General features: G+C 41.3%; 40 protein-coding genes. 5 read left to right on the top strand and 35 right to left on the bottom strand.

Annotation, left to right across the window (positions count from 1 at the left end; genetic code table 11):
• The 15 genes from CLV32_RS14515 to CLV32_RS14585 all read right to left on the bottom strand — a co-directional run bounded on the left by CLV32_RS14515 (window position 1) and on the right by CLV32_RS14585 (window position 10,899).
• Window positions 1–441 (bottom strand): phage tail tube protein, encoded by a 441-nt coding sequence (locus tag CLV32_RS14515; protein ID WP_133556746.1) that lies wholly within the window; start codon window positions 439–441, stop codon window positions 1–3.
• Between the two features lie 107 nt (window positions 442–548).
• Window positions 549–995, bottom strand: a complete 447-nt coding sequence (locus CLV32_RS14520; protein WP_133556748.1) for a hypothetical protein — start codon at window positions 993–995, stop codon at window positions 549–551.
• The gene (locus CLV32_RS14525) at window positions 995–1,441 is read right to left on the bottom strand and encodes a hypothetical protein (RefSeq protein ID WP_133556750.1); all 447 of its coding nucleotides are present in this window, start codon (window positions 1,439–1,441) and stop codon (window positions 995–997) included. The genes CLV32_RS14520 and CLV32_RS14525 overlap by 1 nt, the downstream gene beginning before the upstream one ends.
• Window positions 1,438–1,728 (bottom strand): phage head completion protein, encoded by a 291-nt coding sequence (locus CLV32_RS14530; protein WP_166641947.1) that lies wholly within the window; start codon window positions 1,726–1,728, stop codon window positions 1,438–1,440. Before CLV32_RS14530 ends, CLV32_RS14525 begins: the two co-directional genes overlap by 4 nt.
• Window positions 1,729–1,760: 32 nt before the next feature.
• On the bottom strand, window positions 1,761–2,267 hold the full coding sequence (locus tag CLV32_RS14535) for a head-tail connector protein (RefSeq protein ID WP_133556754.1): 507 nt from the start codon (window positions 2,265–2,267) through the stop codon (window positions 1,761–1,763).
• Window positions 2,267–2,542 carry a hypothetical protein gene (locus CLV32_RS14540; protein ID WP_133556756.1) on the bottom strand — a complete coding sequence of 92 codons (276 nt, stop codon included), beginning with the start codon at window positions 2,540–2,542 and terminating at the stop codon, window positions 2,267–2,269. Before CLV32_RS14540 ends, CLV32_RS14535 begins: the two co-directional genes overlap by 1 nt.
• Window positions 2,542–3,876 (bottom strand): phage head spike fiber domain-containing protein, encoded by a 1,335-nt coding sequence (locus tag CLV32_RS14545; RefSeq protein WP_133556758.1) that lies wholly within the window; start codon window positions 3,874–3,876, stop codon window positions 2,542–2,544. Before CLV32_RS14545 ends, CLV32_RS14540 begins: the two co-directional genes overlap by 1 nt.
• A 2-nt stretch (window positions 3,877–3,878) precedes the next feature.
• The gene (locus tag CLV32_RS14550; RefSeq protein ID WP_133556760.1) at window positions 3,879–4,865 is read right to left on the bottom strand and encodes a hypothetical protein; all 987 of its coding nucleotides are present in this window, start codon (window positions 4,863–4,865) and stop codon (window positions 3,879–3,881) included.
• 2 nt (window positions 4,866–4,867) lie between these two features.
• Window positions 4,868–5,119, bottom strand: coding sequence for a hypothetical protein (locus CLV32_RS14555; RefSeq protein WP_133556762.1), 252 nt, complete (start codon window positions 5,117–5,119; stop codon window positions 4,868–4,870).
• Entirely contained in the window at window positions 5,119–5,337 is a 219-nt protein-coding gene (locus tag CLV32_RS14560; protein WP_133556764.1) for a hypothetical protein, read from the bottom strand. The genes CLV32_RS14555 and CLV32_RS14560 overlap by 1 nt, the downstream gene beginning before the upstream one ends.
• Window positions 5,338–5,424: 87 nt before the next feature.
• A complete protein-coding gene (locus CLV32_RS14565) occupies window positions 5,425–6,780 on the bottom strand; it encodes a phage major capsid family protein (protein ID WP_133556767.1) in 1,356 nt (451 codons plus the stop codon).
• 1 nt (window position 6,781) lies between these two features.
• Window positions 6,782–7,441, bottom strand: coding sequence for an HK97 family phage prohead protease (locus tag CLV32_RS14570; RefSeq protein WP_133556769.1), 660 nt, complete (start codon window positions 7,439–7,441; stop codon window positions 6,782–6,784).
• A 226-nt stretch (window positions 7,442–7,667) separates the two neighbouring features.
• Window positions 7,668–9,002 (bottom strand): phage portal protein, encoded by a 1,335-nt coding sequence (locus tag CLV32_RS14575; RefSeq protein ID WP_166641948.1) that lies wholly within the window; start codon window positions 9,000–9,002, stop codon window positions 7,668–7,670.
• Window positions 9,003–9,119: 117 nt separating this feature from the next.
• Window positions 9,120–10,421 carry a phage terminase large subunit gene (locus CLV32_RS14580; protein ID WP_208111011.1) on the bottom strand — a complete coding sequence of 434 codons (1,302 nt, stop codon included), beginning with the start codon at window positions 10,419–10,421 and terminating at the stop codon, window positions 9,120–9,122.
• A complete protein-coding gene (locus CLV32_RS14585; RefSeq protein WP_133556775.1) occupies window positions 10,405–10,899 on the bottom strand; it encodes a terminase small subunit-like protein in 495 nt (164 codons plus the stop codon). Before CLV32_RS14585 ends, CLV32_RS14580 begins: the two co-directional genes overlap by 17 nt.
• Before the next feature lie 163 nt (window positions 10,900–11,062).
• Here CLV32_RS14585 and CLV32_RS14590 point away from each other — a divergent pair, with 163 nt between their 5' ends.
• Window positions 11,063–11,923 (top strand): hypothetical protein, encoded by an 861-nt coding sequence (locus CLV32_RS14590; protein WP_133556777.1) that lies wholly within the window; start codon window positions 11,063–11,065, stop codon window positions 11,921–11,923.
• Between the two features lie 102 nt (window positions 11,924–12,025).
• Here the strand turns inward: CLV32_RS14590 and CLV32_RS14595 are convergent, their stop codons facing one another.
• From CLV32_RS14595 to CLV32_RS14630, 8 genes are all read right to left on the bottom strand, one after another.
• Entirely contained in the window at window positions 12,026–12,826 is an 801-nt protein-coding gene (locus CLV32_RS14595) for a hypothetical protein (RefSeq protein ID WP_133556779.1), read from the bottom strand.
• Window positions 12,827–13,012: 186 nt separating this feature from the next.
• Window positions 13,013–13,399: a hypothetical protein gene (locus CLV32_RS14600; RefSeq protein ID WP_133556781.1), complete on the bottom strand. Its 387-nt coding sequence runs from the start codon at window positions 13,397–13,399 to the stop codon at window positions 13,013–13,015.
• 38 nt (window positions 13,400–13,437) lie between these two features.
• The gene (locus CLV32_RS14605) at window positions 13,438–13,875 is read right to left on the bottom strand and encodes a hypothetical protein (RefSeq protein WP_133556783.1); all 438 of its coding nucleotides are present in this window, start codon (window positions 13,873–13,875) and stop codon (window positions 13,438–13,440) included.
• A complete protein-coding gene (locus CLV32_RS14610) occupies window positions 13,868–14,134 on the bottom strand; it encodes a hypothetical protein (protein ID WP_133556785.1) in 267 nt (88 codons plus the stop codon). The genes CLV32_RS14605 and CLV32_RS14610 overlap by 8 nt, the downstream gene beginning before the upstream one ends.
• Before the next feature lie 78 nt (window positions 14,135–14,212).
• Window positions 14,213–14,404 (bottom strand): hypothetical protein, encoded by a 192-nt coding sequence (locus CLV32_RS14615; RefSeq protein WP_133556788.1) that lies wholly within the window; start codon window positions 14,402–14,404, stop codon window positions 14,213–14,215.
• A gap of 75 nt (window positions 14,405–14,479) precedes the next feature.
• A complete protein-coding gene (locus CLV32_RS14620) occupies window positions 14,480–14,782 on the bottom strand; it encodes a hypothetical protein (RefSeq protein WP_133556790.1) in 303 nt (100 codons plus the stop codon).
• A 68-nt stretch (window positions 14,783–14,850) separates the two neighbouring features.
• Window positions 14,851–15,045, bottom strand: a complete 195-nt coding sequence (locus CLV32_RS14625) for a hypothetical protein (protein ID WP_133556792.1) — start codon at window positions 15,043–15,045, stop codon at window positions 14,851–14,853.
• Window position 15,046: 1 nt separating this feature from the next.
• A complete protein-coding gene (locus tag CLV32_RS14630) occupies window positions 15,047–15,256 on the bottom strand; it encodes a hypothetical protein (protein ID WP_133556794.1) in 210 nt (69 codons plus the stop codon).
• Window positions 15,257–15,355: 99 nt separating this feature from the next.
• On the opposite strand from CLV32_RS14630, the gene CLV32_RS14635 reads away from it, so the two are divergent.
• Window positions 15,356–15,568, top strand: a complete 213-nt coding sequence (locus tag CLV32_RS14635) for a hypothetical protein (protein ID WP_133556796.1) — start codon at window positions 15,356–15,358, stop codon at window positions 15,566–15,568.
• 17 nt (window positions 15,569–15,585) lie between these two features.
• On the opposite strand, the gene CLV32_RS14640 is transcribed toward CLV32_RS14635, so the two are convergent.
• Window positions 15,586–15,945: a VRR-NUC domain-containing protein gene (locus tag CLV32_RS14640; protein ID WP_133556798.1), complete on the bottom strand. Its 360-nt coding sequence runs from the start codon at window positions 15,943–15,945 to the stop codon at window positions 15,586–15,588.
• 105 nt (window positions 15,946–16,050) lie between these two features.
• Between CLV32_RS14640 and CLV32_RS14645 the strand changes: the two genes are divergently transcribed.
• The 3 genes from CLV32_RS14645 (at window position 16,051) to CLV32_RS14655 (ending at window position 17,337) form a co-directional block, all read left to right on the top strand.
• Window positions 16,051–16,278 carry a type II toxin-antitoxin system HicA family toxin gene (locus CLV32_RS14645; RefSeq protein WP_208111012.1) on the top strand — a complete coding sequence of 76 codons (228 nt, stop codon included), beginning with the start codon at window positions 16,051–16,053 and terminating at the stop codon, window positions 16,276–16,278.
• 139 nt (window positions 16,279–16,417) lie between these two features.
• Window positions 16,418–16,807 (top strand): XRE family transcriptional regulator, encoded by a 390-nt coding sequence (locus tag CLV32_RS14650; protein WP_133556800.1) that lies wholly within the window; start codon window positions 16,418–16,420, stop codon window positions 16,805–16,807.
• Window positions 16,808–17,016: 209 nt separating this feature from the next.
• Entirely contained in the window at window positions 17,017–17,337 is a 321-nt protein-coding gene (locus tag CLV32_RS14655) for a hypothetical protein (protein WP_133556802.1), read from the top strand.
• A 35-nt stretch (window positions 17,338–17,372) separates the two neighbouring features.
• On the opposite strand, the gene CLV32_RS14660 is transcribed toward CLV32_RS14655, so the two are convergent.
• The 11 genes from CLV32_RS14660 to CLV32_RS14710 all read right to left on the bottom strand — a co-directional run bounded on the left by CLV32_RS14660 (window position 17,373) and on the right by CLV32_RS14710 (window position 23,617).
• On the bottom strand, window positions 17,373–17,558 hold the full coding sequence (locus CLV32_RS14660) for a hypothetical protein (protein ID WP_133556804.1): 186 nt from the start codon (window positions 17,556–17,558) through the stop codon (window positions 17,373–17,375).
• 4 nt (window positions 17,559–17,562) lie between these two features.
• The gene (locus CLV32_RS14665; protein WP_133556806.1) at window positions 17,563–17,862 is read right to left on the bottom strand and encodes a hypothetical protein; all 300 of its coding nucleotides are present in this window, start codon (window positions 17,860–17,862) and stop codon (window positions 17,563–17,565) included.
• Window positions 17,859–18,140, bottom strand: coding sequence for a hypothetical protein (locus CLV32_RS14670; RefSeq protein ID WP_133556808.1), 282 nt, complete (start codon window positions 18,138–18,140; stop codon window positions 17,859–17,861). Before CLV32_RS14670 ends, CLV32_RS14665 begins: the two co-directional genes overlap by 4 nt.
• Window positions 18,141–18,334: 194 nt before the next feature.
• The gene (locus tag CLV32_RS14675) at window positions 18,335–18,871 is read right to left on the bottom strand and encodes a hypothetical protein (protein ID WP_133556810.1); all 537 of its coding nucleotides are present in this window, start codon (window positions 18,869–18,871) and stop codon (window positions 18,335–18,337) included.
• Window positions 18,871–19,086 carry a hypothetical protein gene (locus CLV32_RS14680; RefSeq protein ID WP_133556812.1) on the bottom strand — a complete coding sequence of 72 codons (216 nt, stop codon included), beginning with the start codon at window positions 19,084–19,086 and terminating at the stop codon, window positions 18,871–18,873. The genes CLV32_RS14675 and CLV32_RS14680 overlap by 1 nt, the downstream gene beginning before the upstream one ends.
• Before the next feature lie 277 nt (window positions 19,087–19,363).
• A complete protein-coding gene (locus tag CLV32_RS14685) occupies window positions 19,364–19,927 on the bottom strand; it encodes a hypothetical protein (RefSeq protein ID WP_133556814.1) in 564 nt (187 codons plus the stop codon).
• 469 nt (window positions 19,928–20,396) lie between these two features.
• Window positions 20,397–21,305, bottom strand: coding sequence for a DNA cytosine methyltransferase (locus CLV32_RS23355; RefSeq protein WP_133556816.1), 909 nt, complete (start codon window positions 21,303–21,305; stop codon window positions 20,397–20,399).
• A 14-nt stretch (window positions 21,306–21,319) separates the two neighbouring features.
• The gene (locus CLV32_RS14695; RefSeq protein WP_133556818.1) at window positions 21,320–21,547 is read right to left on the bottom strand and encodes a hypothetical protein; all 228 of its coding nucleotides are present in this window, start codon (window positions 21,545–21,547) and stop codon (window positions 21,320–21,322) included.
• A complete protein-coding gene (locus CLV32_RS14700) occupies window positions 21,544–21,912 on the bottom strand; it encodes a hypothetical protein (RefSeq protein ID WP_133556820.1) in 369 nt (122 codons plus the stop codon). Before CLV32_RS14700 ends, CLV32_RS14695 begins: the two co-directional genes overlap by 4 nt.
• Window positions 21,912–22,922, bottom strand: a complete 1,011-nt coding sequence (locus CLV32_RS14705) for a hypothetical protein (RefSeq protein WP_133556822.1) — start codon at window positions 22,920–22,922, stop codon at window positions 21,912–21,914. The genes CLV32_RS14700 and CLV32_RS14705 overlap by 1 nt, the downstream gene beginning before the upstream one ends.
• Window positions 22,922–23,617: a DUF6291 domain-containing protein gene (locus CLV32_RS14710; protein ID WP_133556824.1), complete on the bottom strand. Its 696-nt coding sequence runs from the start codon at window positions 23,615–23,617 to the stop codon at window positions 22,922–22,924. Before CLV32_RS14710 ends, CLV32_RS14705 begins: the two co-directional genes overlap by 1 nt.
• Window positions 23,618–23,645: the final 28 nt, after the last annotated feature.

The raw sequence follows: 23,645 nt of genomic DNA on the forward strand, positions 1-23,645 counted from the left end.
TTACGCTTCTACAGTGAATAACACACCACCGGTTACCTGGAATGTAGCACTAAAAGTCACCGCCGTATTGTGGTCGGCTCCTTTACTTAGCGCGCTGATCCAAACGTCACCACGAACGATATCAGTAGCATCATTTACGCCTACCATCTTCATAGGAAACGTTGTTCCTAATTGCCACAACCCGGACAGGGTTTTGAATGATGCTTGTGTAGGTGTTCCGGTTTCGTTGATAGCATTCCCATCCCCTTTGAAACTTGAACTTTTTGATCCGGCCATAGATGTGTCCTCTTTGCCTGAACATTTAGTAGTAGTGTCAATAGAAGCGGTAGAGCCGTCCCATGAGTTTGTTTTTAAACAAGCTAACGGCACCCAGGCGGGTGTAGTACCGATTTTCGCGAACAGAATAACATCTGTACCGTTTTTAAAAGCTTCTCCAGCCATAATTCCTTCTCCTCCTTTATCTTTTACTTTTAAACTTGACTGCTAAATTAGATATACTGCTTTGTAGGCAAAAAAATAATTTAAATAATTGATATGTTGATTAATCTTTACGTAAGCTGTTGTATTTCGTGCTTGTAGATGTTGACCTTTCTAAATATGTTTTTGACTTTGCTTTCCTCTGTAATTGGCCTGGAAAGGGTGCGTACTGCGTTCATTATATTGAAATCTGGTAGCAGGCTGATTCTATTAGCTGGATCTCCAGCAACAATGATGCTGTTTAGCTGGTTAGACACGCTATCAACAGGAGCAGAGCTACCAGTCCCAGGCGGAAACCTTGAAACAATATCGAATGTGATATGCACGTCGGTATTGAATCCCTGCTTTGTGCTGTTGTCTGCTTCGTTATGATCCTTAATTACCACAAAATAGGACGGAGCATCATTCGGAACAAACGTATCATAGACTGGAACCAGTTTTGAGTCAACAACTAGCACGTTATCTAATTTTGCCATGTAGGCGGCTCTCAGTGCGAAAGCAATATCTTTTAAATCCATTAGTAAGGTCTCCTCATTCTTTTTCTAAGCCGATCCATTAGACCGGTTGTATTTTTTACCCAGGCGGGGTACATATACGGCCGCGCTGGTAGCTTTCCCTCTCCATTGATAAAAAACTCATAAGCCATATCCCGCCACTCTTTATTGTAGGCCGATAATGTCTCTTTAGCATACTCTCCAGTGCCAAACTCAATATAAGCGCCCATTTTACCGGCGTCTACCCAAATACGGTAGCCGTCACCACCTTGAATACCCATACCTTTAATATCTCCATTAAGCTCTACCCAATTTCCGTAGGAATCAAAGAAACCAATAGCGGAGGCGTTACGAGCGGCGTCTCTTCTTATAGCTTCGCCGGTATCCAATATTTCAGAGGAGATAGCATTCTCTATCCTTACAAACTTAGTTGTCAGGCTGGAGATACATTTGTCTAGGCCGGTTATCATTTCAGCGTTAAGCAAACTAAAACTAACTCACGATTCCGGTCATCCGTATTGGTTATGCTTTGGATTGTGTACTCAGTATTTAGATATTTAACAATCATATTCTTTTGGACAGTCTTATCCGGCCTGTATCGCATAACAAACTCTTTAGGCTCCTCCAGATTGGTGGTGTAGCTTTCTGCGTCCCTTTTGTTTTTAATGGTATATACACGAACGGATGTAGCCCAATACAAAGCTTGTCCGCCTGGCATCTGTCCGCCTCCAGCATCTTTTATTGATGTCTGGTACATGATTTCTATATGTCCAGTGTTTCCGCCAGCCCTCATATAAATAATCCTCCAGATCTGCTATAAGGACGCATTAGATCCGTAGCCCCGGTTGGCAACTGGATTAATGAGTCGCCACGAGAAGCGATCACAAAGTTTTCCCGGTTCTCGTACATTGTTGCCATTGTCATCTTTACGGCTGTTCTTAAATCTTCCGGTAGGTTGTTGCCGTAACCAGCTACATAAGTTATTACTTTATCCTCACAACTACCGAAATAGAGAGTAGGATGTTGGAATCCTTTTCGTTGATAGGTTACATTGTTTCCAGATAGATCCTTAATGCTTGTGATATCGAAAACGGGCGTACCGGTCATTTCATATACTGACTTATCCGTATATGCTCTAAGGGATTTCAAGCCAAAGGTTAAGCCTGTGTATTTCTCGCATTGCCTAACCGCAGCATCAATAAGGCTCGTTAGTAAGGCGTCCTCTAGATCATAAGTAGGATCCATTCTTAACCAGGCTTTTGCAACTGGTAAACTTAAAATTACAATCTCTGCCATTACGAAAAGGTTCTATAAGGTGTTTCGGGATTTAGGTTAGTAAATCCGTCAAATAATGTGCAATTCTCGTCGATTAATCTAACGTTGAAACGTTGGCCAGTGAACCAGGTTAATACTTCCCCTGTCTCAGGATTTTTTGTTTTTGGCACTTTGCCGATCCATTCTAAAATAAATTGATTGTTCTGCAGGTATTCAGACTCCAGGTCTATGCCGTTTTCGCAAAGAAATAGCTTTAGAGCTTGAATGTTTGTTGTCCTTAGGTATAGATCTTTCATTATGCTGTTATTGTGGTGTGTTCGACATCTGTTAATTGTCTTGGCAAAATCGATACGGCTTTAACGGACATGGACACTAGGGCTCCTCCGGAAGCAAAACCAATAACACCTGCTCCCGATCCGAAAATCCCGTTATAGTTAACTTTTGCTATTGCGGATCCGTTAAGCGCTAATCTCATTTGCGTTAATCCGAATGATGATATAGTTTTAGCCCTTGAACCATTGAAAGAAGTAAATGAAGTAACGGCCGCCCCGCTTGACGTCATTGCTATTTGTCCGCCGCTCTGTCTCCATGTAACAAAATATCCGGCGCTACTACCTGCTCTAAATAATGCGTCCAAATTCAGGGAGTCAGATTTTACCATCTGAAAATCTGTAAATACACTCGCTTCTGAATACAATAGAAGATCGTTAACGGAATATAGTGAGTCTATTGGTCTTGAAACTTGGCTGCCAGAAGTGGGCAGGTATGATGTAGGGTAACTACCTACCTCAACCTGAACACCCCAGATTAAACAGTCTATCGTAGCGGCTACCGTTCCGTTCCCGATCATCTGGAATCTAAAAGATCCAAAATTGGAAGAGGCTACACTAGTAGACACCACCTTAAACCAGCCATTGCCGGCGTCCGTCACGGTTCTAGTGACATTTCCTCCAGTTAAAATGCCGCCAAATTCGCCTCTTACCCTTATAGTTTCCATGGTAGTCCCATCAAGAGGCTTTACGTAGCATGTCGAAACATAGGCTAACCCCGAAACGATAGTGATGTTTTGTGAAATACCAGACCTACCAGTTAATGCAGAGTTAAGCTGTATTCTTGTAGCGTTCATTGTCCCGTCCAGAGATGCAGCATAATTATACGTCAATACCGGCGGAGATCCAGGGGACTGCCATGCTACAGCTTGCTCGTTCTTAAGCCAAACACCGTTATCAAACTGATGAGAGTATAGAGCTAGGTTAGTTGTGGATTTTTCCAGAAGATAACCTCTTAATAATTTTGTTACCGGATCATAATCTAACCGCGGCATGTTCGCTGTGGCAATCTGCATGATTCCATCTTTGTCGATATACGTAGCGGTTCCCGGTCTTGAGTACGTGAACGGAACAGGTATTCCCGTTGCTGGGTTAATGCCGTAAATTTTGCTTGTTTTATAAGCTCCAGATACCAAAGTGGCGGTATTCCCAATTTTTGCTAGATCTGGCAACGAGGCGTATTCGGATAAGAAAAGCGCTTTATTATATGTCCCTCCGTCTGTCAATACGGAATTTTCAAATACCTGTAACGGTTGTTTTCTTGCCGCAAGTACTCCTAAATGTGCTTTATAAAAACTCATAATTAAACTAGATTACCCTCTAAACTCCAAACATCCGCGCTCTCTTTAACTAATACGCATTGAGCGTCCTTAGTCGCTGTTTTAACCAAGCTATTAGGACTCAATAGCGTAACTCCAGCAGAGGGAGCGACGGTTATGGATCCTAAGCCGGCTTGTTTGATGATGACAACGAAACCGATCGGAAGCGCCAGGGCTGCATTTGTAGGAATTGAAGCTGTAGCGCCGGTAGCATGGCTAACCCTTAGCATTTTGTTACCGTCGCTAAGCTGGAGCGTAAAGTTTGCCACATAATCAACGAAACCCATCCTTTGCAGTGTGTCAACCTCTGTTTTAGTGTAAGTAGTAGCCTGTGGCGCCTTTGCCGCTAAGGCTGTGGTAATGGTAGCGGCGAAATTCGGATCATTTCCAAGGGCATTTGCCAGCTCAACTAAAGTATCCAAAGCTCCAGGAGCCGCGCCTATAATAGCCTGTATTGCGGCGTTTGTTTCTGTTCTGGTGTAAACATCAGATAGAGCGTAACCGTCGCGCGTGGTCGGGGTATTTAATACCTGTGCAAACGTCGGAAACCAAGTAATAGCTTTAAAAGTTGCTGTAGCTTCGGTTTTCGTAAAAACGTTAGCGGCGTTTGCTTTTAATGCAAGCTGGTTAGTTATGGTAGTGGCGAAATTCGGATCGTTACCCAGTGCCGCAGCAATTTCCGCTAACGTATCAAGAACACCAGGAGCGGAATTAATTAACGCATTGATTTTGGCATCAACCTGTGCGGATGTGTCTACGTCGGTAATCCCATAGCCAGCCTTTGTAGTTGGTTTATTCTGGATCTGCGCAAACGTAGGTAGCCAGCCAATAGCCTGGAATCTGGCGTCAGCTTGCAGTTTATCGTAAAACAGTTCTACATCCGCTTTGAACGCCAAAAGCATGTGTATTTCCTCTTTACTGAAATATAAATCAAATGGGTCTCCCCAAAACGGTGTAGTTTCTGTTGACATGCTTACTTGGTTTTAACTTCCTCTTTTAATTCTTTGGTTTTCTTAGGCGTTTTTTCTTCCTTAACCGTGTCTTCGGCTGGCGCGTCTGGATCTAAGTCTAAATCGGAGTTTTCTGTCTCGTCAAGGATCTTAACAAAACCCTGATCGGCCAATTCCTTAGCTTTTGCGGTAGGAAGGTTAAATACATCTCCGAAATGCTTAAACCCGTTGGATCCGTAACGGATCGTTGAAATGATTACTTTTACTTTTGGCATTACTTGTCCCCCTTAGTTTTATTGTTTGGTTTACCCCCTTTTGCTGGGGTTTCTGGATTCTCGTCTGAGTCCTCTGGCTTTGTTTCAATGACATTGCCGTCTGCGTCAATCGCAACAGCATGACCGCTTTTTATTAAATCCCTGGCATACATTCCTTCGATGTCAAATTCTTGGTCTACCTCTACTGTGTCGTAGGCTTCAATGATCTTAATTTTCATAGTGTTAGGGTTATAGCCAGAAATGGCCGGTTTAAAGAAACCCACCTCCGCTATGATTGCAGAAGTGGGCTATAATTAGATTTTAGATTACGGAGCCAGCAATGCCGTAATAGCCGCAGCAAATGTGCCTTTAACGATCAATTTAACGTCGTTAGCGGATACGTACTGTACAAGGCGCTGCTCTAACAAGATTGTTTTCTTGTTGTTGGTAAAGTCGTTCCCATCTAAGCCGATTTGCGCGGTCATAGTATCACGGAACAATACGTTTGCCGCAGTCATGTCTCCCCCAAGAAACTCGCCCACCGGAACCAATGTAGTAGGGATAACCTCCATATTATGAACTACCATATTTCTACCGCCGTTAATATCTACATAGTCTTTCCAAAGTGGATGACCAGCTGTAGACTTAATCGCCTTCATTTTTTGAATGGTAGTAGGGTTAACATATACCGCGTTTGGATCTCCGAACGCTAGGTCTACCTGTGTTCCGATAGCTTCCAGGACATCAAACTCATTAGCCAGCTTTACACCAGCAGCAAGCGCTCCAGCAGCAAAGGCTACAGCTGTGTTTTTAGCGCCGTTCAAGTTGTCTCCAACGTTATCTCCACCGAACAAGCCGTCCTCTTTTTTGATTTCCAGTCTTTTCGCAAGGTTGTTTTTGATGTAAGAGATTAATTGAGGTAAATCTGCAAGCATCTCAGTGGTAACCTTACCATAAACAGCTACTTTTTTTACGTTGGCGGTTTTTTCAACATAACGAACTGACGCGGCTGGTTTTCCAACTCCCTCACCAATAAACAAAGGATCTCCTTGTTCGTCTGTTTCCTCAATCCATAATGCTCTGTTGCCAGATGTTCTGCCTACGGTTACTTTTGCTAGATAGCGCTCTGAACGTTTTCTAATCGTGCTTACGCGGCCTGTGTTATCTGTGATGGTCACAGCTGTAGCGCCAGATCCAATTGTATTGGTAACGCTCATGTCTACGGCAGCTTTGAACTCAATGGTAAGAGTTGCGGTTTGTTTACCGTCGGCAGCTACAATAGCGTCAATTTCTTCTTTTTTACCTTTGAAAGCGTCTGCAAGAGCCTCTTCCATTGTTTTAAAGCCAGCCTCTTCGCCAGAAACAATGCCTTGTAGTTTCTGATCCAACTCGTCTGCATGATCCTGAGTTTCCTTGTTGGCTTTCTTGAGCTTCTCAATAACTTTATCGGCCGCTTCCTTTTCAAGCTTCTGTTTTGCTTCCAGCTTTTCAAGAGCTTCCTTTACGGCCTCGTCCTTGGTTTCATTTAAAAGCTTCTTAGCGGCTTTAGTTTCGTCGTCATCTGTTGACAGAATCAATGGAAACGCTAAAGACGCGCCAGTCTTTAAATACACGAAGTCTGCGACCATTAATGCGATCAATACCAGGCTTAAAATCAGTTTTTTGAATTGTTTGTTTTTCATTTTAGTTTGCTTTGTTTAATAAATAAATCCCTGTCCCTTTTCTCTCTTTCACTTCATTATCCAAAGCATTCTCTTGCTCCTGGTTAATATTATCTAATGACTTTAGTAGCGCCTCTAGCTTTACCAAACGACTGTCTGAATAAGGCAGATTGTAGGCTTTTACTAAGAATGCCATAACTTCTGAACTGTCTTTTCCGTTCTTAACGGCGGTAGTGATTGCGCGGTCATTAGCTCCCCAGCTTGTCAGAAAAGAATATTCCTTAAGCATGTATTCCATAATGATGCGTCTGTCTTTCGTGTCTCTCTTCATTACACGATAACCGATTGATAAATCGGCGTTTTGTCCATTGTCATGGATCAACTTTACATCCCAAAACATGTTTTTGCCGTCATCGGTATTCATGTTAAACTGAGTGCCGGTTTTAAGTCCGTAAGAATCCAGAGGATCTATAAGTTTTGGAACTCCGACTAAGATGTTTTGATTGTGGTTCTTGTAAACCCTGATGCGGTGGAAATCATCCTTAACCGTTTTTATGAATGAGTTAGGATGCGAGATATCTTTATCTGAATCCTCGTTGTTGTAAGCATTAGCGTACGCTTCCACATACCCCTTTGTTTCGTCAACATCCTTAACCTCTGTGCTTAATTTTTTCGTTTCCACTTTTCCCCCTCACTTATCTGGCTCCGTTTAAATAGATAAAGCCGTACGCAAACAAATCTCTCTCACTAATCTCTCTCTATTGCTACGTACGGCCTGTTATCCTCACTTAAACATCAACCTCAACTAATCCCGTCCCCTTGACAATTAATCTCTCTCACTAAACTTATGCTAAGGTATACCTAAGGTTTATAGCTGCAAAAAATAATTTAAAAAATTGATATATTAATTATTTGTCGTCTGGATTGTCCTCTTTTGGCGGTTTATCTCCCGGATTGTTTTGCTGTCTATTAAAGTCAATCTCTTTCACGCGGCTTAAAGGTATTAGCCCGGATTTAATATAGATGTCGTCCATACCTTCGGCTTTGCTAGCGTCCCAGTTAAATACACCTCGTTTCTCGTTTTCAGTTAATAATGGCTGTCCGTAAACAGCTACGAGCTTGGTTAAGTCTGGCGCAAGCTCTGAATAAACTGTTGTATCGAACGTTAAGTGAAGATTATCTCCGTATCTCCATAGCAGCCATTTAGACAGGTTTTCCGCAAAGGTGATAAGATCGGGCATAATCAAATTAGTCACCAGAGCTTTATACGCTTGTTCTTGATTTGAAAAGCTGCTACCCACCTTGTCACCAACCAAAATAGGATCTACGCCTATTAACGAGGCTATAATCCCTCTATCGTGAACGTCCGAGGTAATGAGCTGTAGATCCGCTGGAGACTCTCCGATTTTGGTTGCTTTAACAGATCCGTTTGTAGCCTGAATGTTCTGGTAGTTTTCTGCGCCTTTGATTTTCTGGATTAAGCGCTCATTGATTAAATCCATTTGTTCCTGAGTCAATGGCCTAGTATCGCTCTCGCTACTCAATAAATGAGCAACGCCACCGTTTTGAAACGCTTTTGTTTGCGCGGTATGGTTTGATTCATTACGTTTTAAGGTCTTGTTACCTACATGAAGAGGGGAGAGTCCGCGCAATGGATCTAAAGGATTCCATGTTTTCCAGTGAAATACGTTTTCCTTTTCAATTCGAACAGACTTACCATCAATATTCAGTCGGTAATACGCTACTGGATCCAAAGCGTTATTTGAAGATACCGGCTCTATCATCGTAGGAGGTATTACATGCAGGCTTTTAAACTTACCCTTGTTTCGTCCCGCTATTGGAGATATACCGTAAACAAAAGTCTCTCCAAGGACTTTATAAAATCCTAATGCGGCCTCCTTAAACTCTGACGAGGTTTGATAGCTATTTGGGTTATTTAGCAGATCTAAAAGCTCATGGCTCTCCAGCTCTTCAAGTGCTTGCTCTTTATATCCTAATGCCTGAATCCGGTGCGCTTCGTCCTTTGACCGAACAAATTGTTCGTAAAACACCAGGGCTTTTTTGTTCTTTACCTCGCTTAGCATGTAAGGCGCTACCTTTGCTTTGTTCAGGTAAACGCGTGTTGCTGTAAACACATGAACGTTGTTCATGTAGCCTTTGCGTAAGAACGTCTCTGGATCATAGCCAAACCACGACACCGCACTGCTCAACATGTAGCCCATTGTTGCGCTGCTTTCCATCATATTGGATAGCTGCTTTTTTAAAAAACTTAATACTCCCATCTCACTTTATCCCTCCTTTTAAATTTTGTCTCCACTCACTGGACACCATGTATTGAAATGCCTTTAAAGGCTGTTTTATTAGTTTACTATTAACTCGAAATTGTCCAACATAAAGAACATGCGCATCATTAACGCATCTGAATAATCTGGAGAGCGGCCGATCAAGGTTTTAACATCCTCTTTCGGAACCATTCGTTTCTTGCCGTCCTTATCCATGTCCTTCTGTTTAACCTGTTCAAGCTCTTGAATGATGTATTCTTTAAGCTCTGCGTTATTCGCAAGAATGCTTAAGTCCATTAGATTTTCATTTACTATTGTAGCTAGCTTGTAGTAGCACTGGGTTTTTAGGTTTTCGAAGTTCTCGCCGAATAATGGCGATCCACCGTTCAGGAATCCTTTACAACCTAAGATGTCTACAGCTCCACCACCTACGCCGTCCTCGTCAGCGATAACATTACCCAGGGGAACGTTATGTTTCTTACGGAGCCGCTCTATTTCCGCTGCCGCTTCAGTGATCTTTGATTTAGGGATCACTAAGAAATCAATTAGCTTTAGCCCATCCCAAACAAGGATTACACCCTTATCGGCTCCGAGCCTAGCTATATCCGCGCTGATGTACTTTTTGCCATTCTTGATTGACTCGAACGAGTTGGTAAATAGCTCTACAATCTTATCAAACTCAATCAATGCTGCTGGATCGTCGTCGTATTCCCAGTTACCGAAATACAAACGCTCTTTACTGTTTTTATCCAATCGTAAAAGCGATTGAAGGTAGGAGGGGTGCAAATGCGGGTTATCAGTTGGTAAAGCCTGAATGAATCGTCTGTAAGGCGGGAGCTTCTTGTCTTTGTTAGGTTTGTAAAACTCTGAGTAAACGTAGTTCTTTGCTGGGTTGCAGCTTCCGAGCATCTTAGGTATTAATCCGTATTCAGTTAGTTTAAACCTAATCCGTGATTTAACGATTTGCCAGGCTTTAAGCGTTAACTGGTTGCATTCGTCTATAAATGCTCCGGTAATCTCTAATGACCCTAAACTATCGAAATTTGGATCGCTGGGATAAAGAAACAAATCTTTTAAAATGATTTCAGAGCCATTTTTAAAGATAATAACTGACTTGTTGTCGTTGTAGGTATACTGATTGGTAATACCTAGCTTGCTCGCTAATTCAAAGAACGTCTTAAGAGTGGTCTCCTTAAGTGTTTTTAGTTTGGATCTGCCCATTAGCCAGCGTGTACCGGGATATTTCTGGCACATTTCGATAAGCCAAAGACAGCCGATTGCGCTTTTACCGCCACCAGCCGCGCCGCCATACAAAAGTTCCTCAGTCATGAGGTCTTTTAGGTAGTAGGTAGCGTGCTCCTGTTTAAGTAGTAGTATCATCCGGGTTAATTCCTGATCCCAGGGAGATTATATTTGTCACTTGTCCGGTTAGATTGGCGTCTACCTCGATTTTATCCCCGTATTTTTTAGGAGCAAGCCTTGCTAACATCCATTTACGGGCGTCGATTTTTAGTTTAGACCGCTGAATAGCCTCTCCATCCACCACCATTTTACCGTTAATAATAAATACGTCAGCGTTGGATGTGTCAGCTATCTCTATGATGTCTTCAAAAATGGTTTCGGCTCGCGCCTCGCACGCGCACGCGTACCGTTTCGTTTTCTCTGGAGATTCAGCAATAAGTTGGTAGAATTTTTCCAAGCTCATGTAAGCGGGGCAAACCTTACGGACGGCTATCCCGTTTTCGATCTCTTTACAGATTGACTCAAAATCTCTATCGTACTTTTGTTTCTTTAATGCCGCCGCTGTTGGTTTTTTTACAGCTTTCTTTTTTACGGGCTTTGCTTTGCTGGTAGCCATTTTATCCCTCTCACTTATCTTTCCACTCAAAAGTACAGTTAGACCGCAGCAACAGAAAAAATAATTAATATAATTGCTATTTCGATTATTTGCGCTTAAGAAATGGATGCGCGCTTTTAATAAAATTTAATATATTGCAGATTAAAATTAACGAAGAACTCAAATGGCCAAACAAAAAGAACAAGAAGCCGAAGAAAATCCGGCTGAACTTAAGGATTGTTTTATAATTACGCCTATTGGTGGTTTAGGATCTGAGACGTTTAAAAAAGCGGACGGACTGATAAAAAGCGTGATTGATCCCGTATTAAGGGAGTTCGGGTTCAAGGCTGTGCCTGCATATTTAATATCTGTTGGTGGATCAATTACTAAGCAAGTAATAGAGCACGTAATTAACGACGAACTTGTTATCGCTAATTTGACTGGGCTAAACCCAAATGTCATGTATGAATTAGCGCTCCGACATGCTTACAAAAAAAAAGTTATAACTATGGCTGAGACTGACACGAAGCTCCCTTTTGATATCAGCGACCAGAGGACTATTTTTTATGAAGACAATTTATTTGGATCAACAACCGTAATACCTGTATTGCGAGAATACATTAGGGAGGCTATCGCCTCAGAGGTTACCAGCAACCCTGTCATAGACTCAATAAAAGAGGCGGCAGTAATAAATAGCTCTAATCTAAAGGAGAACGATACTATAAAATATTTATTGACCAGATTTGATCGTCTAGAAAGGTCTCTAGATTTATACAACAGGAATACTGATATCAAACCTTCAGTAAACGCAAATAGTTCAGTTAGAAGAAAAACAGCAACTTTTAAGCCTCCTGTAGATTTTGATGGAGACAGCTTGCATAGTAAGGTCTTGGAGATTGGTAAGCAGACAGGTGTCAAAATAATGTCACTTCAAACGGGTTTAGATGTTGTTTCAGTTAACTTTGAAGCTGACGAAGTAGCGAAAGATAGGTTTTTTAAGGAAATTTTTAACCTAGGTGTTCGTTCAATTACCAATGATGTTTAATGCGTGCAGATCTCAATATTTCATGTCGAAGATAATTTATTATAAAAAAGCCTAAGCGAATTGACGCTCAGGCTTTCCGTAAACAATAGAATGTAGGGTTTCTTATTTCAGACTCTTAACGAATGGGAGGGAAGATCCAGCCCATGTTGATGGAAGTTGACCGTTCCACTTGTCGATAGCTTGCTGTGATAGCAATTCTGGAGTAATGCCAGAGGACAGGATTTTGTTTTCTTCGGCCTTTAGTAAAGCAAGCTGATTTCGCTTTCGCTGCTCAATGATCTGTTGATCTAATACGGATACGTTTGTATTAACCTCGTTTCGGTTGTCGATCTTTTTGGTAACCTTATCCGAGAACTCTAATTGACTCGAAAAGGTTGTTAACTTCAATCCACGCTCTTCAAACTCCTTAGACACTAATCCTTGGACGCGCTCCTCGAATCTCAGGGATCCGCCGTTAGCCATTAAACTGTCAGTAATAAACTTTCGGCTCTCCTCCTTCATGATGTCATAAATTTTAGCTTCTAGGATATTATCCTCCAGGGCTTTCATAAACTCGTCTCCAGATCCTAACTGCTTATTCTGAAATACCACATCAACAGCTCGTTGCTCAATGACTGCGTAGCTGTAAGTTGGTTTTGATGTGAATGCGGTGTTGTCGGCGGCTTTAAGTGAAAGGGGAGCTTCAAACTTTGCCCTTTGTTCGAATAATGGAACCTGAAACAGTTCTGTGCCGGGTGTCATTGTGTTTACTTTGCCTTTTGTAGTGCTAAAGTCCTCTTTACCGGCTTTCCCGTAGTTTTCCATAAGAACGCCGATGTAATTAGGCGCGACACGCTCACACGAGGTAATTGATACTGTTAAGGCGATAGCTAATAAGCCGATAATTAATTTTCTACTTTTCATTTTTTTTAAATTGGTTTTGTAAATATGTGATTGACGTAATTGCGGTACTGATTCCTAAAATAATCCCGATCCAGGGATTGAAGTGGTTAAAGATGTAGGCTGATGCTCCCGCAAAAAAAGCAGTCAGCCCGATGACAATTAAAAGTTTTCGTTGAGTCATTTTAATTTATTTAAGTGATATTTCGATTATTTATTTCCTGAATAAAGACGAGCAACAAGGCCGCCACGTAAAACATGATCCAACATATCTGGATGTTTGCGCAGCTTTACTGTTTCGTTGAGTGTTGGCATGTGCCATTCCATATCTATAGCCTGATCCGGTACAGTGTCGTTATAGAAGCTACTACGGGCAGGAGCACCGCAAACAAAACAAGACGTAACAAAAGGCGAAGTTCCTTTATGAATGTCAATCGTCTTAGTGATCTCTGGACACGAGGTGCAAGCGTAACAGTTAATTTGGTTGGGTTCTGCTGGCTCTAACTTTAGCTTAGCGTACTTTCTCTGTATGCTTCTCTGGCTTTCCATTGGTCGGCGGTTATTTCCTCCGATTTCTACGCGGTCTTGTTTGCTCATTGCGTCAAAAATAATTAGTTTAATTGATATATTGATTATTAAATTGAAAGTCTTTCTCTGGATAGGTCTAAACGCTTAGCCTCTTCCGGGTTCAGCTCTACAAATTCGTGATGTTCCAGGCACAAAGATTTAAAGTTCATAACGTCTGTTAATAAAGCGCCTATACGTCCTCTCATGTGGTGCAATGTAATATCCCTACAAGTACAGCCGGGAAACTCACACACTGGATTTTGTTTGAAGTACTCGTCTCTGTTCTTACGGTAGATTTGCAGCTCCTTTAGCTTCTTTTTGCTCACCGGAGCAATAGCTTTGCGCTTAGTAGGGGATACCGCAGCATTAACAACTACAGCTTTCTTTACAATCGGAGATTTCCTAACTATTGGTTTTGGATTGATCTGGCTAGGCATCCTGTAGTGAAGTTTACAGAATCCTTTTGCGTAGTGGGGTAGGCCGCAGCTAATACAGGTTTTAGGCATGATCTTTTGCTTTACTGGTTTTTACCGTTAGTCCGTATCTCTCTAGGCGAATAGCGAATAATGCCAGGGAGCAAACACATACCTTGTTTATTTTCTGCTTTACTGATGTGTGGACGTAGGCGATCTGATCGGTCGCTATAAACCCATCTACCTCGAATACTGTATCGCTGTCGAATACGATACCGTTAGGCTCTTCGGTCGTGAAGGTGTCGCCTATCTGGATAGTATGCTCCATAACTGTTAATTCATTTATTCTCATAGCGTAAGGTTTTCACCCGGAAACCCCGCTCCGTAAATCAATACAGTCAGCGGGGTTTTTGGATGGTTGATCTATAAATTAGTCACACGGTGGCGATTTGTGCGCGCCGCCATTGCTATCATAATACCATGTGTTACACGGAATGGTACTTGGATTCGGTTTGCCTGGTTGTGACGAATTAGATTTAGCTTCTAATTTTGATACGTTAAGCGTTGCTCCACCTAGTGCAAGTAACGCAAGGGCTAAGCCCAAATAAAGGTTCTTTTTCATACTGCCGAATGCGCAAACCCCTAAGAGTGTTGCGCTGGCAGATTCCCACACTTAGCGGGAATGGGAATGATTTATTTAGATAAGATTTAAGCTATTCCAAAACTTAACTCTTAAGTTTCTGCTAAAAGGGTAATTTTTAAATGCTTTTTTTAACGCTAGTCTTTTGGCAAAATCAGGATTATCTATTTCTGTTGAATGCTTGCATACTTCTGATTTAGACACTATCAATCCATCTATCTTTATCACGCATTGCGTGACTTTAGGCCAGTGCTTGCCTTGTCCTGGTATATGCCTAAAAGGATTACCTGTTAAAAATTCAACTGTGTAAGTTCTCATATCAACAGGATGAGGATTTTTTATTTCTATGTAATTTTTCATATCCGCTAAGATTTAATTGCCGACCATCCGGCACCTCAAAACCCCGCTTTGTTAAGGCGGGGCGTTGGTTAGTGTGTGAACTCTTGTATGTCGATGTTAAGCTGCTTGCTCATTGCTTCGAGATCGTTTGTTGTTTCTTTGATCTGCCCGACAAATGATATAACTGGACTGGAGTACTGAGCCCTTTCTAGCAACATTTGCGCTCTTTCCAGATATCTGGCTGCTTGGGTTAGATTGTCGTGGTCTTTCTTTTTGATTTTCATATTAGTTATTTTCTATTTGAATAGATTTCATATCCTCTATAGTTGCGATTACCTCGTCAAGGCTTATTCGGGTCTCCCAGTATTCGGGCATTGCTTCGTAAAATATTACTACTTCATCTCCTTCGATGTTGGCTACCATTCCGGTCACATCATCCATCCATGTTAAAACCTTAAGTTCTTTTTGAGTTAGTTCTATTTTTGAAGTTTTCATATCTTTCGTTTTGCTTATCCAAATGTACACCTTTTTATGTACAATACAAATTTATTTGTACATTTTTTTATGTACAATATATTTAACTACATTTGCCTTATGACTGTCAAAGAATTTTTAAAAACTAATAAGCTTATTAACCTAAGTGCTGTAGCAAAATTGATGTATCCAACAAACAGCGACGCTCCGGCTTATTTACTTAGAAAACTGTCGGACGGAGCTACCCGTCCCTTTACGGTTAAGGATTCAGAAAAGGCGCTAGAGATATTAAAGCAGCTCTCTGTGTCTGTGTCTGGAATAACAATAGATTAATTTTCTTAAGCGATATATCAATTATTTGCACCACGCATATAATCGTTTACAGTCTTCATAAATACATCCATTGTCCAGATCGTAACACAGAGCCAGCCCTCTTTCCTGAGTTCAGCCATAAAATCTTCTTGGTTATCTGTTGCTGTATTCTTGCCTCGTTTAAGCTCTGTAGCTAGTCCTACGTAATTACCAGACCTTTTGTAGAACATCAAATCCGGGCAGCCGCTACGGGTTCCCATTCGTTTGAACTTTGCCGCCTCCCTTGGATCTCGTTTTCCACCGTTAGGGGAGTGGTGATACAATAGCTTTTTGTATTGCAGCTGTAGCCATTTTACACACTCCTCTTGAAATTTGTCTTCCTCTCCGCTTCCTCTCACATTTCAAAACTACATAGTGAGATAGCCGCAGCAAAAAATCTTTTAAAATAAGCACAGTAAAAAGGTATAAAATAGTTTACTTTTTATTTGCTAAATAGTAAACTATTGTTTACCTTTGAATACACCAATAAAGGAGCGCCAATGAAATGGAGTGAATTACTTAAAAAAATCAAAAAGCAGGGTTATGTGTTTTTGAGAAACGGAAAAGGAAGCCATGAGATATGGCACCTACCAGGGGTTGAGGGAAGCGAGATAGTAATCGCCAATCACCCAAGCAAAGAAGTCGGTAACGGCTTAGCATCTAAAATTCTAAAAAAGGCGGGGCTTAAATAGCCCTACCTTTAATTAAATATCGGTTCTACGTATGCCGGAGTAAACGTAGCGAGTACATCTTCGTAAATGGTGTTTATTTATAAATTTTACTAAAGATCAGGCACCACGTAAAAACTGATCGAAAATTGGAGAACGAAATATGAGAAAGATCGTATTTATAGTCGAAAAAACCGATACGGGTTTTTCAGCATACGCTGACGACTTTGAGAACATTCCAGCGGCTACGACCGCAGACACGTTGGGGGAATTAAAAACTAATGCACTTGACGCATTCAACACGATTGCTGAGTTAAAAGGCTTAGAAGAGGCTAATATTGATGACATCGTCATTCAATTAGATCTACCCCAGTTATTTGAGTACTATAAAATAATTAATGCGAGCGCGCTGGGAGCAAGGATAGGAATGGACAAAACATTGTTATCACAATATGTTAACGGGCATAAAAAAGCAGGGCCAAAGCAAGTACAAAAAATCATTTGCGGAATTAGAGAACTTGGAAGTGAGCTGGCGTCACTGGAATTGGCATAATTAATTGAATGATCTAAATAATTTTAAAAAAAACAATAATCAATGTGAAATAAAATATAATCCCTGTGAAATAACAGGTATTAATCAGGGGGTGTGCTGAAAAGCGCATCCCCTGATTTCTTTTACCCAAATTCAAAAGCAAAAATGTGACTTTTGTGATTACTAAAAATATTAGTATTATTGTTGCTGTTAAAATAATCACCTACATTATGAACAAGGATACCGAAGCAAATAAGCAACTGAGAGTAACCATAGCGACAGAGGCGTTCAATAAGTCTTGTATAATCTTCTGTAGCGATACCCAGGAGTATTACACCCCGCGTGAGTTCGTAGATTCTGGTATTATTGTAGATGTCAAAGAACTGGATACAAGAAAGTATTACGGTAATATATCCTTGGAGAACGCTAAACAAGCCCTACAAAGACAGGCTAAAGATCTAAAAGCAGCAAATGAAAAATACCAGGCATTTAGTCAAAAGATCCTATCTGCGTTCGATCTTAGCCCGGTCGGCAAGAGCAAGGGTAAATGAGCCGATTAAATTAGCTAATCGGCTCATGGCGTTTATTATTGCTTTCGTTCAATTTTACGGGCTCTTAGGTTACCGTCTGGATCCTTGACGAACTCTACCTTAGGGTTGTCCCAGTGCCAGAGAAAGGATATTCTTTCGTCTCTTGATAGTCCTTTTCTTCCTAACAAGGCTTGTACTTTTTTAAGCTCTACTGATCGTACGTTTGAAATTGCTCTGCTCATTTGATTAAGGATTGATGTTTTCAGGGTGATTTCTGTATTTTTCTATGTACCATTTGTACTGATGGCTGTGTTGCTCTTTTGGATCCCTTCTAGAGAACTCTTCAAATGAGATGACTTCTACCTCCTCGTCAGGGTCTTTGTATTTAGTTGGATCCGTTACGCTCGCTCTTCTAGCATCCGATATACTGATGTAGATGGCTTTATTATCAGTCCATTCCCCGTAAGGCGTAGGGAATGGGTTTTTCATTACGCGCATTACGGAGTCGTATTGATTATTTGTTGTGGTTTTTACAAACGTTTTCATAACTCTGGATTTATGGTTTTTTCCTCTCCGCAATGGGAGCATCTAAACCGGTTAATAAAATATTCTCTTGGTGCTCCGACTATCGGCTGGTATTCGTGAATACCTCCGTTAGCGCATGGTAATTTGTACTCGTCAGTGCCTTTGATGTAGTAAACCGTAAAGCCGAATATCTTTTCGCAATCCGAACACTCGGTTTCGTATTGTTCATCCTGGGTGTGGCAGTCGTCCGGTATTTCATTTAGCTTCTCGCAGTATGGACAGGTCAGTTTTTCGCTCATGGTTAAAAGTTTTTACAGTGATGTTCGCGAATGAAATTTGTGCACGAATAAAGGTTGTACAGATGGATCGCAAGGAATATCCAGTGCCAGCCGAATGCGCTGGGTATAGTAATGCCTATCCCGATTAAAGCTGCTACAATCATTAGGACATTAAATGAGAGGGATAATAAAACCCATGTCTTGTAACTCATAACTTACGCCTCCTTTAGTTTAATCCATCCGTACTCTATTTGCTTTTCAACAGACAATCCCATCCAAGGCAAAGCGTAGCCTTTTGAGCGGAGGTAGTCAACAATAGCGATGTATGCAATAGGTCTTTCTGATGAAAGATTAACTTTACCAATATTAATAGTGTAAGATTTAAAACCCTCATCCTTGTATTTTGCAAAATTCATTGTTGCGCAAACGCTCGCATACCTGGGCATCATGGAAATAAAGTAATTAATGCCAACCCTGTCATAATCAGTTTGAACATAAAAAATATCCTTATTTCTGGTTACCTTAAAGTCGTGACCTGGCCTTTCGTGCGCAAGCCTTGCCACATGTATTAAATCTTCATCTGCTATTGATAAAAGGGTTTTGAGTGTTAAAAAATCATACTTATCAGTATAACTCATCAGAGTGCTATCTAATTTTTGAGTTTTTTCTTCTGGGTAGTTTCGGTTATTATAAACAACCTGAGCAAAATACTGAGCAAAAAACTTCGCTTTGTTTTCTAACGTATTCTCCATTACACAGCCTCCCTCACTTCAAACGCGCCATAGCTCGCCATTTCAGCCGTATTGACGACAATTAAATTTAATCCATGCCTGTCGATTATCTCGTTAGCTCTGTTGATTGCTTTTTCAATTTCTACCACTCCCCGGATCTCAATCCCGTTTTTAAGGAGTTTGGATTTAGAAGGGTCGTACTTCTTTGTGAATTTTTGAATATCTGTAGGCCTCATGCTATTTGATTCTTAAAGGGTTTAATACTACTCCAGTCTCTGGACGCACGTAATCGGGTCTCTCCGGTCTTTTAACTTTTATTGGTTGTAGGCATTCCTTTTTGCAGCTACAGATCATTGCCGCAGCGATAAGGAGAATTGATAATTTTTTCATGATTCTTTTTTGATTGGTTGAGTAAATGGTCTTAGGCCGCAGCAAGGGCAGGTTACCCATGATCTAGCGTCGAACTCCTCAAAGCACCTTTCGCAGATATAATCTGCTTCGTGATTGAATTGCTTAATCATTAATGACTCCTTTCGTCCAGGTGTCCGGCTTGATTTCTTTGTGTTGCTCTATCCAAGCTGCCATGTATTTGCATACTCCAGTGTGCCAAGTAATTTGTGTGCTCGTGTCTCTGTTTTCACTGGAATACTTACCCGAATCGGCTTGCTTCATGTATTCGTGAATCTCTCCAGTCCAATTAACCATTGGCAGATATAGCCAGCGCGGAGTTAACTGGAAAGCCATTTTATCCGCAACACAAAGTTTTGAATATTGGCCGCCTAGCTTCTTAGCAAAGAATCTGCTATGAAATAGCGTGAAATCTCCCCACTCCTTACCGAAAAGAAAGTCCATTATAAGGGCTCCTAAGATCGGATGCTCTTCGCCCTCAATACCGTCCATATTCGGTTTTCCGATATACCCAAGGTCATGTACAAAGAATGCTACCCAAAGCCGGGGATCCCAGGGAAACCCGTATAACTTCCACCAAGCCGCAGCAACAAAGAAGGGGTGAATAAAGAAGCAATGCGCTCCATAGAGGACTGATCGTGTACCGACGTTTTTAAAGATTCTGTTCATTTTTTTAGATTAAAGCTGTTTGAATGTTGTACCCGAACCGGTTGCACAGCTCGGTAATTATTTTGTTGTTTCTTGCCTCGTCTATCTCGCTGTACGGAACTGTCACTTCCCGTTTGTGAGCGTCGACTTGATAGCTGGTTTTGATTTTTGAATGGAGATAGTACCGGCGGGTATGATCTTTCTTAGTAAACTTGTTTTTCATGGCCGGGCATCGTTTACGTTTCGCATGTAGACAACCGTTGTTTTGCCGGCTATTTCCTTTATTTGGGCAGGCTTTGGATAACCATTTTTAGTTACCGCCTGAGCCTCGCAGACCTCAAAAACGCCGTGCTTAGACCCCCCCCAATGAAGTGTAATACCTTTTTATTTTTGCTTGATTGCTTGTAAAATCGGTCTCCAGCCTTAAGATCTGCTACCGTTGTAATTTGGTTTCTGGTCATTTATTTAAGTTATATAATTGATATATTGATTAATTGAAATATCGCATTAACTCGGTTCCGATCCATTCACCCATGTGGCAAGGGACAGCATTTCCGATAAGCTGGTAGGAGCTACGTTTCTCCGGGAAAATATAGTCATCCGGGAATCCTTGGAGCCTTGCGTATTCTCTGACGGTAAAAGGTCTGACTCCGTATTCTGCGTTTTTGTCTTTTACTAACCGGGTTCCCATATCTTTAGCGTAATGCGCTACACAAGTAGGAGCATAGCTTCCCGGATCACTAGGATCTACTACGATCGGTAGATCTCTGTATTTGCCATTTATCCGGTCTATAACGCTCTGATTCATTTTGTAAACCGGATCTTTCTCCAGGATGTCTGACATTTTGATCCTGTTTTTAGATTGAGTTGGAGCTGAGATACTGAACGGCTTTCTTGTTCCAATCATTATTAATCGTTCCCGGCGTTGTGGCAGCCAGTTTAACGCGTTTACTGGACAAAAGATGTTTACGTAGTATCCCGGAAGTTTAGACATTGCTTCCATAACTACAGGAAATTTTTTCATACCCGGCACGTTTTCTAACACATAAACTTCCGGCTGCTCTATTGCTACATGCCTAAGAAAGTGCAGGAATAAGTCGTCGCCGGTTCTTGTTCCGCTGATGTTGGCGATTGTTGAATACTTTGTACAAGGATAAGTGCCTACTAATATGTCGGATCGATCTTGACTTAAAACGGTTATGTCTTTAATGTCTTGGTGTAGAACCTTGTGATCTATATAGTGAGGATTTAGCTTAAGGCATTCTATGGCGTTGGCATCGAGATCTAAAGATTGAATCATAGTAACTCCCGCAGCCTGTAAGCCTAGTTCCATGCCCGCAGCACCAGAGAAATACCCTTTAGCTGTAGGTTTATATTTTAAGTTCAAATTGATTTGCATAATTGATATAATGATTATTTTCTCGCCAACTCAAAACGAGTTAACGGTATTTCCTGTACTGAACCTATTTTACGGATCCGTTCGTAATCCTGTGAGAACTCGATATTTCCACCTTGCTCTATGTAGGCTTTTCCGTACTCAATAAAAGCCGCTGGATCCAGCAAGGCAAATTTTTTGACTACAATTACTTTCCAGCGCTCCATTTCGTCAAACACCTTAAACGCTCTCTCTTGCTGTGTCATAGATCTTGTAGGGTTTTTTGCAGTTTAATAACTTCCTTCTCTAGTTCCGTAATCCTTAACAGTTGTTCGTGTTCTCTGGCGAAGAGCTTGTGCATTACCTTTTTGAATTGGAGGCCGCGTTCTGATGCTACTGTAAAGCTGTTAACCGCAGCGCAAAGTATATCTAGGCGTTTCCTCTGGCGGTTGGTTTTTTCTGTTGGCTTTCCCTTGGTAAGAAACTCCGCTAAGTCGCTCTCCATTTCTACGATCACGCCCATTGCTTGTAGTACCCTGGCGTAATGGTCGGTGTGGTCTTCGTATTCTGCGAGGTACACTTCTGATAAATCCCAGTAGTGCTTTTCCTCTGATGTCATTTTCTTTGCCATTAGAATCCAAGGTTAGCGGTCATTCCCGCATTAGGGTTTGTGATGTCGTAATTTAATTCGTGCTCAAAGGCGTATTTGCTGGATCCGTCTACCTCTTCGTAGTATCGGTTCTGCTTCCAGTCAAAGAAAAGCGAACGAGAGCCTTTTTTAGCCGTTCCTTTGGGTTTAACCTTAAGCACCTTTAGAATTGCTTCATTCTCAGCAAATGGTGTCCCTGTGGACGGATTCATGGTTAGGCTAACTACTCCGTTGTGATTGTTGTGTTCCGGCCTCCAGACCCCAACAACATTAAAGGCTCGTCTTCCCCACACAGCACCGCCAGCAAAACTATTTAGCGTCGGTACTGACGTACAATAAACATCTTGTCCGGTAATGTCCTTTAGGATAATAGGAGGGAGGTCTTTAGCGTGTGTTACGATATTGTTGTGCCAGTTGTTTGTTTTGGCTTTTTGCCTAACTCGCTTCAATGCCCATGCTAGATATTTATCCTCTCTACCGCCGTACGGTATTAAGTCCTCCTCCAGATCATTAAACGGATCTATAGACGTCGATTGCAATTTCATCTTAAACTCTTTCTCCAGGGACTCGCAGTAATCGTAAACACTTTCAATAGTGTGGTCTGTGTCGTCTCCGTTGATTAAGAAGAAATGATGATCTAGCCAGGCTAAAGCTTTGTACACTTCTGCTTCGGAAGCCGCGAAAGGATTCGATTTAAAAAAGGGCTTACGAAGTCTTTTCGAAATAAGTTCAGCTATTACGTCCTCAGAGTTTCCTATCTCTCCGCTCATTAAGGCGTGTTTCCAGCTGTGCTTTTCTGATTGGTTAAATAGCATTTCCATTTGAACCTCTGTTTTTCCAGCTCCAGCAAATCCAAGATAAAATGTTGAGTACCCCAACTTAAAGCTTAAGATTTCGTCTAGGGTCTTGAAACCTGTATCTACACCTCTGGTAATACCAGTCTCATAGTGCGTCATTACCTCGTCTTTGTATTCTAGTATGCGTTTTTTCATTATTTAAAGAGGTTCTCGTTTTGGCTTTGGTCTGTAGCTCCTTTTGTTGCTGGAGTTTTGTGCTTATTGAAGTCGCTTTTAGCCCATCTACTTAAGCGGAGAGGTGTGCTCCATGTGGTTTCATTCTCTTGTCTGAACTTAGTGTTGCTTTTATTTGGTTCCGTCCAATAGTCGCAGAAGTCACGAATTACATCTTTCCCGTATTTTTCTACAAATGGAATTAGTGATTTCGAAAACGCCAGTTTTCGCCTATCTATACTATTTGTATTATTACTTCCATTTACATTACCATTAGCATTAACAGCGATCTTTGCGACATTTTGCGATTGCTTGTCTCGCTGATTATCGCCATGCGACGGTTTGCGATTCTTAGATTGCTCAATTGCTTGTGCTATAGATAATTCGTTATTTTGCACCTTCAAGTACAGGTCATTATGCCAGCGCTTTAAATTCCCTAGAGATCCATTATCGGCACGTGAATTTTTCGTTTTGTCCCACTTCGCTAAATCACGTTTTAAGCACTGTTCAATATCAATAAAGGCTATTTTTGTAAGTCTGTCAGGTGCCACCGGATCTTGATCGTTAACATAGCGAAAGAAATGCTTAATCAATCTGCCTGCTTCATCATCCTCTAGCTCTTCAAACTTCTTTATCCATTCAGCATAGACTATAATTGAGTTTTTGTTCTCTGCCATTTTTAGCTGTATGTGTTGTTGTTTTGTG

Origin of the sequence: Pedobacter duraquae, from assembly GCF_004362245.1 — a bacterium.
Lineage (GTDB): Bacteria > Bacteroidota > Bacteroidia > Sphingobacteriales > Sphingobacteriaceae > Pedobacter > Pedobacter duraquae.

Bases quoted from the DNA above. Each gene is read 5' to 3' on its own strand.
- CLV32_RS14515 (WP_133556746.1), bottom strand. From the start codon at position 441: ATGGCTGGAGAAGCTTTTAAAAACGGTACAGATGTTATTCTGTTCGCG.
- CLV32_RS14595 (WP_133556779.1), bottom strand. From the start codon at position 12,826: ATGAAAAGTAGAAAATTAATTATCGGCTTATTAGCTATCGCCTTAACA.
- CLV32_RS14565 (WP_133556767.1), bottom strand. From the start codon at position 6,780: ATGAAAAACAAACAATTCAAAAAACTGATTTTAAGCCTGGTATTGATC.
- CLV32_RS14585 (WP_133556775.1), bottom strand. From the start codon at position 10,899: ATGGCTACCAGCAAAGCAAAGCCCGTAAAAAAGAAAGCTGTAAAAAAA.
- CLV32_RS14660 (WP_133556804.1), bottom strand. From the start codon at position 17,558: ATGAGCAGAGCAATTTCAAACGTACGATCAGTAGAGCTTAAAAAAGTA.
- CLV32_RS14685 (WP_133556814.1), bottom strand. From the start codon at position 19,927: ATGAACAGAATCTTTAAAAACGTCGGTACACGATCAGTCCTCTATGGA.
- CLV32_RS14675 (WP_133556810.1), bottom strand. From the start codon at position 18,871: ATGGAGAATACGTTAGAAAACAAAGCGAAGTTTTTTGCTCAGTATTTT.
- CLV32_RS14610 (WP_133556785.1), bottom strand. From the start codon at position 14,134: ATGAGAATAAATGAATTAACAGTTATGGAGCATACTATCCAGATAGGC.
- CLV32_RS14605 (WP_133556783.1), bottom strand. From the start codon at position 13,875: ATGCCTAAAACCTGTATTAGCTGCGGCCTACCCCACTACGCAAAAGGA.
- CLV32_RS14555 (WP_133556762.1), bottom strand. From the start codon at position 5,119: ATGCCAAAAGTAAAAGTAATCATTTCAACGATCCGTTACGGATCCAAC.
- CLV32_RS14540 (WP_133556756.1), bottom strand. From the start codon at position 2,542: ATGAAAGATCTATACCTAAGGACAACAAACATTCAAGCTCTAAAGCTA.
- CLV32_RS14625 (WP_133556792.1), bottom strand. From the start codon at position 15,045: ATGAAAATCAAAAAGAAAGACCACGACAATCTAACCCAAGCAGCCAGA.
- CLV32_RS14615 (WP_133556788.1), bottom strand. From the start codon at position 14,404: ATGAAAAAGAACCTTTATTTGGGCTTAGCCCTTGCGTTACTTGCACTA.
- CLV32_RS23355 (WP_133556816.1), bottom strand. From the start codon at position 21,305: ATGCAAATCAATTTGAACTTAAAATATAAACCTACAGCTAAAGGGTAT.
- CLV32_RS14580 (WP_208111011.1), bottom strand. From the start codon at position 10,421: ATGATACTACTACTTAAACAGGAGCACGCTACCTACTACCTAAAAGAC.
- CLV32_RS14630 (WP_133556794.1), bottom strand. From the start codon at position 15,256: ATGAAAACTTCAAAAATAGAACTAACTCAAAAAGAACTTAAGGTTTTA.
- CLV32_RS14545 (WP_133556758.1), bottom strand. From the start codon at position 3,876: ATGAGTTTTTATAAAGCACATTTAGGAGTACTTGCGGCAAGAAAACAA.
- CLV32_RS14520 (WP_133556748.1), bottom strand. From the start codon at position 995: ATGGATTTAAAAGATATTGCTTTCGCACTGAGAGCCGCCTACATGGCA.
- CLV32_RS14635 (WP_133556796.1), top strand. From the start codon at position 15,356: ATGACTGTCAAAGAATTTTTAAAAACTAATAAGCTTATTAACCTAAGT.
- CLV32_RS14710 (WP_133556824.1), bottom strand. From the start codon at position 23,617: ATGGCAGAGAACAAAAACTCAATTATAGTCTATGCTGAATGGATAAAG.
- CLV32_RS14575 (WP_166641948.1), bottom strand. From the start codon at position 9,002: ATGATGGAAAGCAGCGCAACAATGGGCTACATGTTGAGCAGTGCGGTG.
- CLV32_RS14695 (WP_133556818.1), bottom strand. From the start codon at position 21,547: ATGACACAGCAAGAGAGAGCGTTTAAGGTGTTTGACGAAATGGAGCGC.
- CLV32_RS14590 (WP_133556777.1), top strand. From the start codon at position 11,063: ATGGCCAAACAAAAAGAACAAGAAGCCGAAGAAAATCCGGCTGAACTT.
- CLV32_RS14550 (WP_133556760.1), bottom strand. From the start codon at position 4,865: ATGTCAACAGAAACTACACCGTTTTGGGGAGACCCATTTGATTTATAT.
- CLV32_RS14530 (WP_166641947.1), bottom strand. From the start codon at position 1,728: ATGTACCAGACATCAATAAAAGATGCTGGAGGCGGACAGATGCCAGGC.
- CLV32_RS14600 (WP_133556781.1), bottom strand. From the start codon at position 13,399: ATGAGCAAACAAGACCGCGTAGAAATCGGAGGAAATAACCGCCGACCA.
- CLV32_RS14670 (WP_133556808.1), bottom strand. From the start codon at position 18,140: ATGAGCGAAAAACTGACCTGTCCATACTGCGAGAAGCTAAATGAAATA.
- CLV32_RS14535 (WP_133556754.1), bottom strand. From the start codon at position 2,267: ATGGCAGAGATTGTAATTTTAAGTTTACCAGTTGCAAAAGCCTGGTTA.
- CLV32_RS14620 (WP_133556790.1), bottom strand. From the start codon at position 14,782: ATGAAAAATTACATAGAAATAAAAAATCCTCATCCTGTTGATATGAGA.
- CLV32_RS14700 (WP_133556820.1), bottom strand. From the start codon at position 21,912: ATGGCAAAGAAAATGACATCAGAGGAAAAGCACTACTGGGATTTATCA.
- CLV32_RS14560 (WP_133556764.1), bottom strand. From the start codon at position 5,337: ATGAAAATTAAGATCATTGAAGCCTACGACACAGTAGAGGTAGACCAA.
- CLV32_RS14525 (WP_133556750.1), bottom strand. From the start codon at position 1,441: ATGATAACCGGCCTAGACAAATGTATCTCCAGCCTGACAACTAAGTTT.
- CLV32_RS14650 (WP_133556800.1), top strand. From the start codon at position 16,418: ATGAGAAAGATCGTATTTATAGTCGAAAAAACCGATACGGGTTTTTCA.
- CLV32_RS14680 (WP_133556812.1), bottom strand. From the start codon at position 19,086: ATGAGGCCTACAGATATTCAAAAATTCACAAAGAAGTACGACCCTTCT.
- CLV32_RS14655 (WP_133556802.1), top strand. From the start codon at position 17,017: ATGAACAAGGATACCGAAGCAAATAAGCAACTGAGAGTAACCATAGCG.
- CLV32_RS14705 (WP_133556822.1), bottom strand. From the start codon at position 22,922: ATGAAAAAACGCATACTAGAATACAAAGACGAGGTAATGACGCACTAT.
- CLV32_RS14665 (WP_133556806.1), bottom strand. From the start codon at position 17,862: ATGAAAACGTTTGTAAAAACCACAACAAATAATCAATACGACTCCGTA.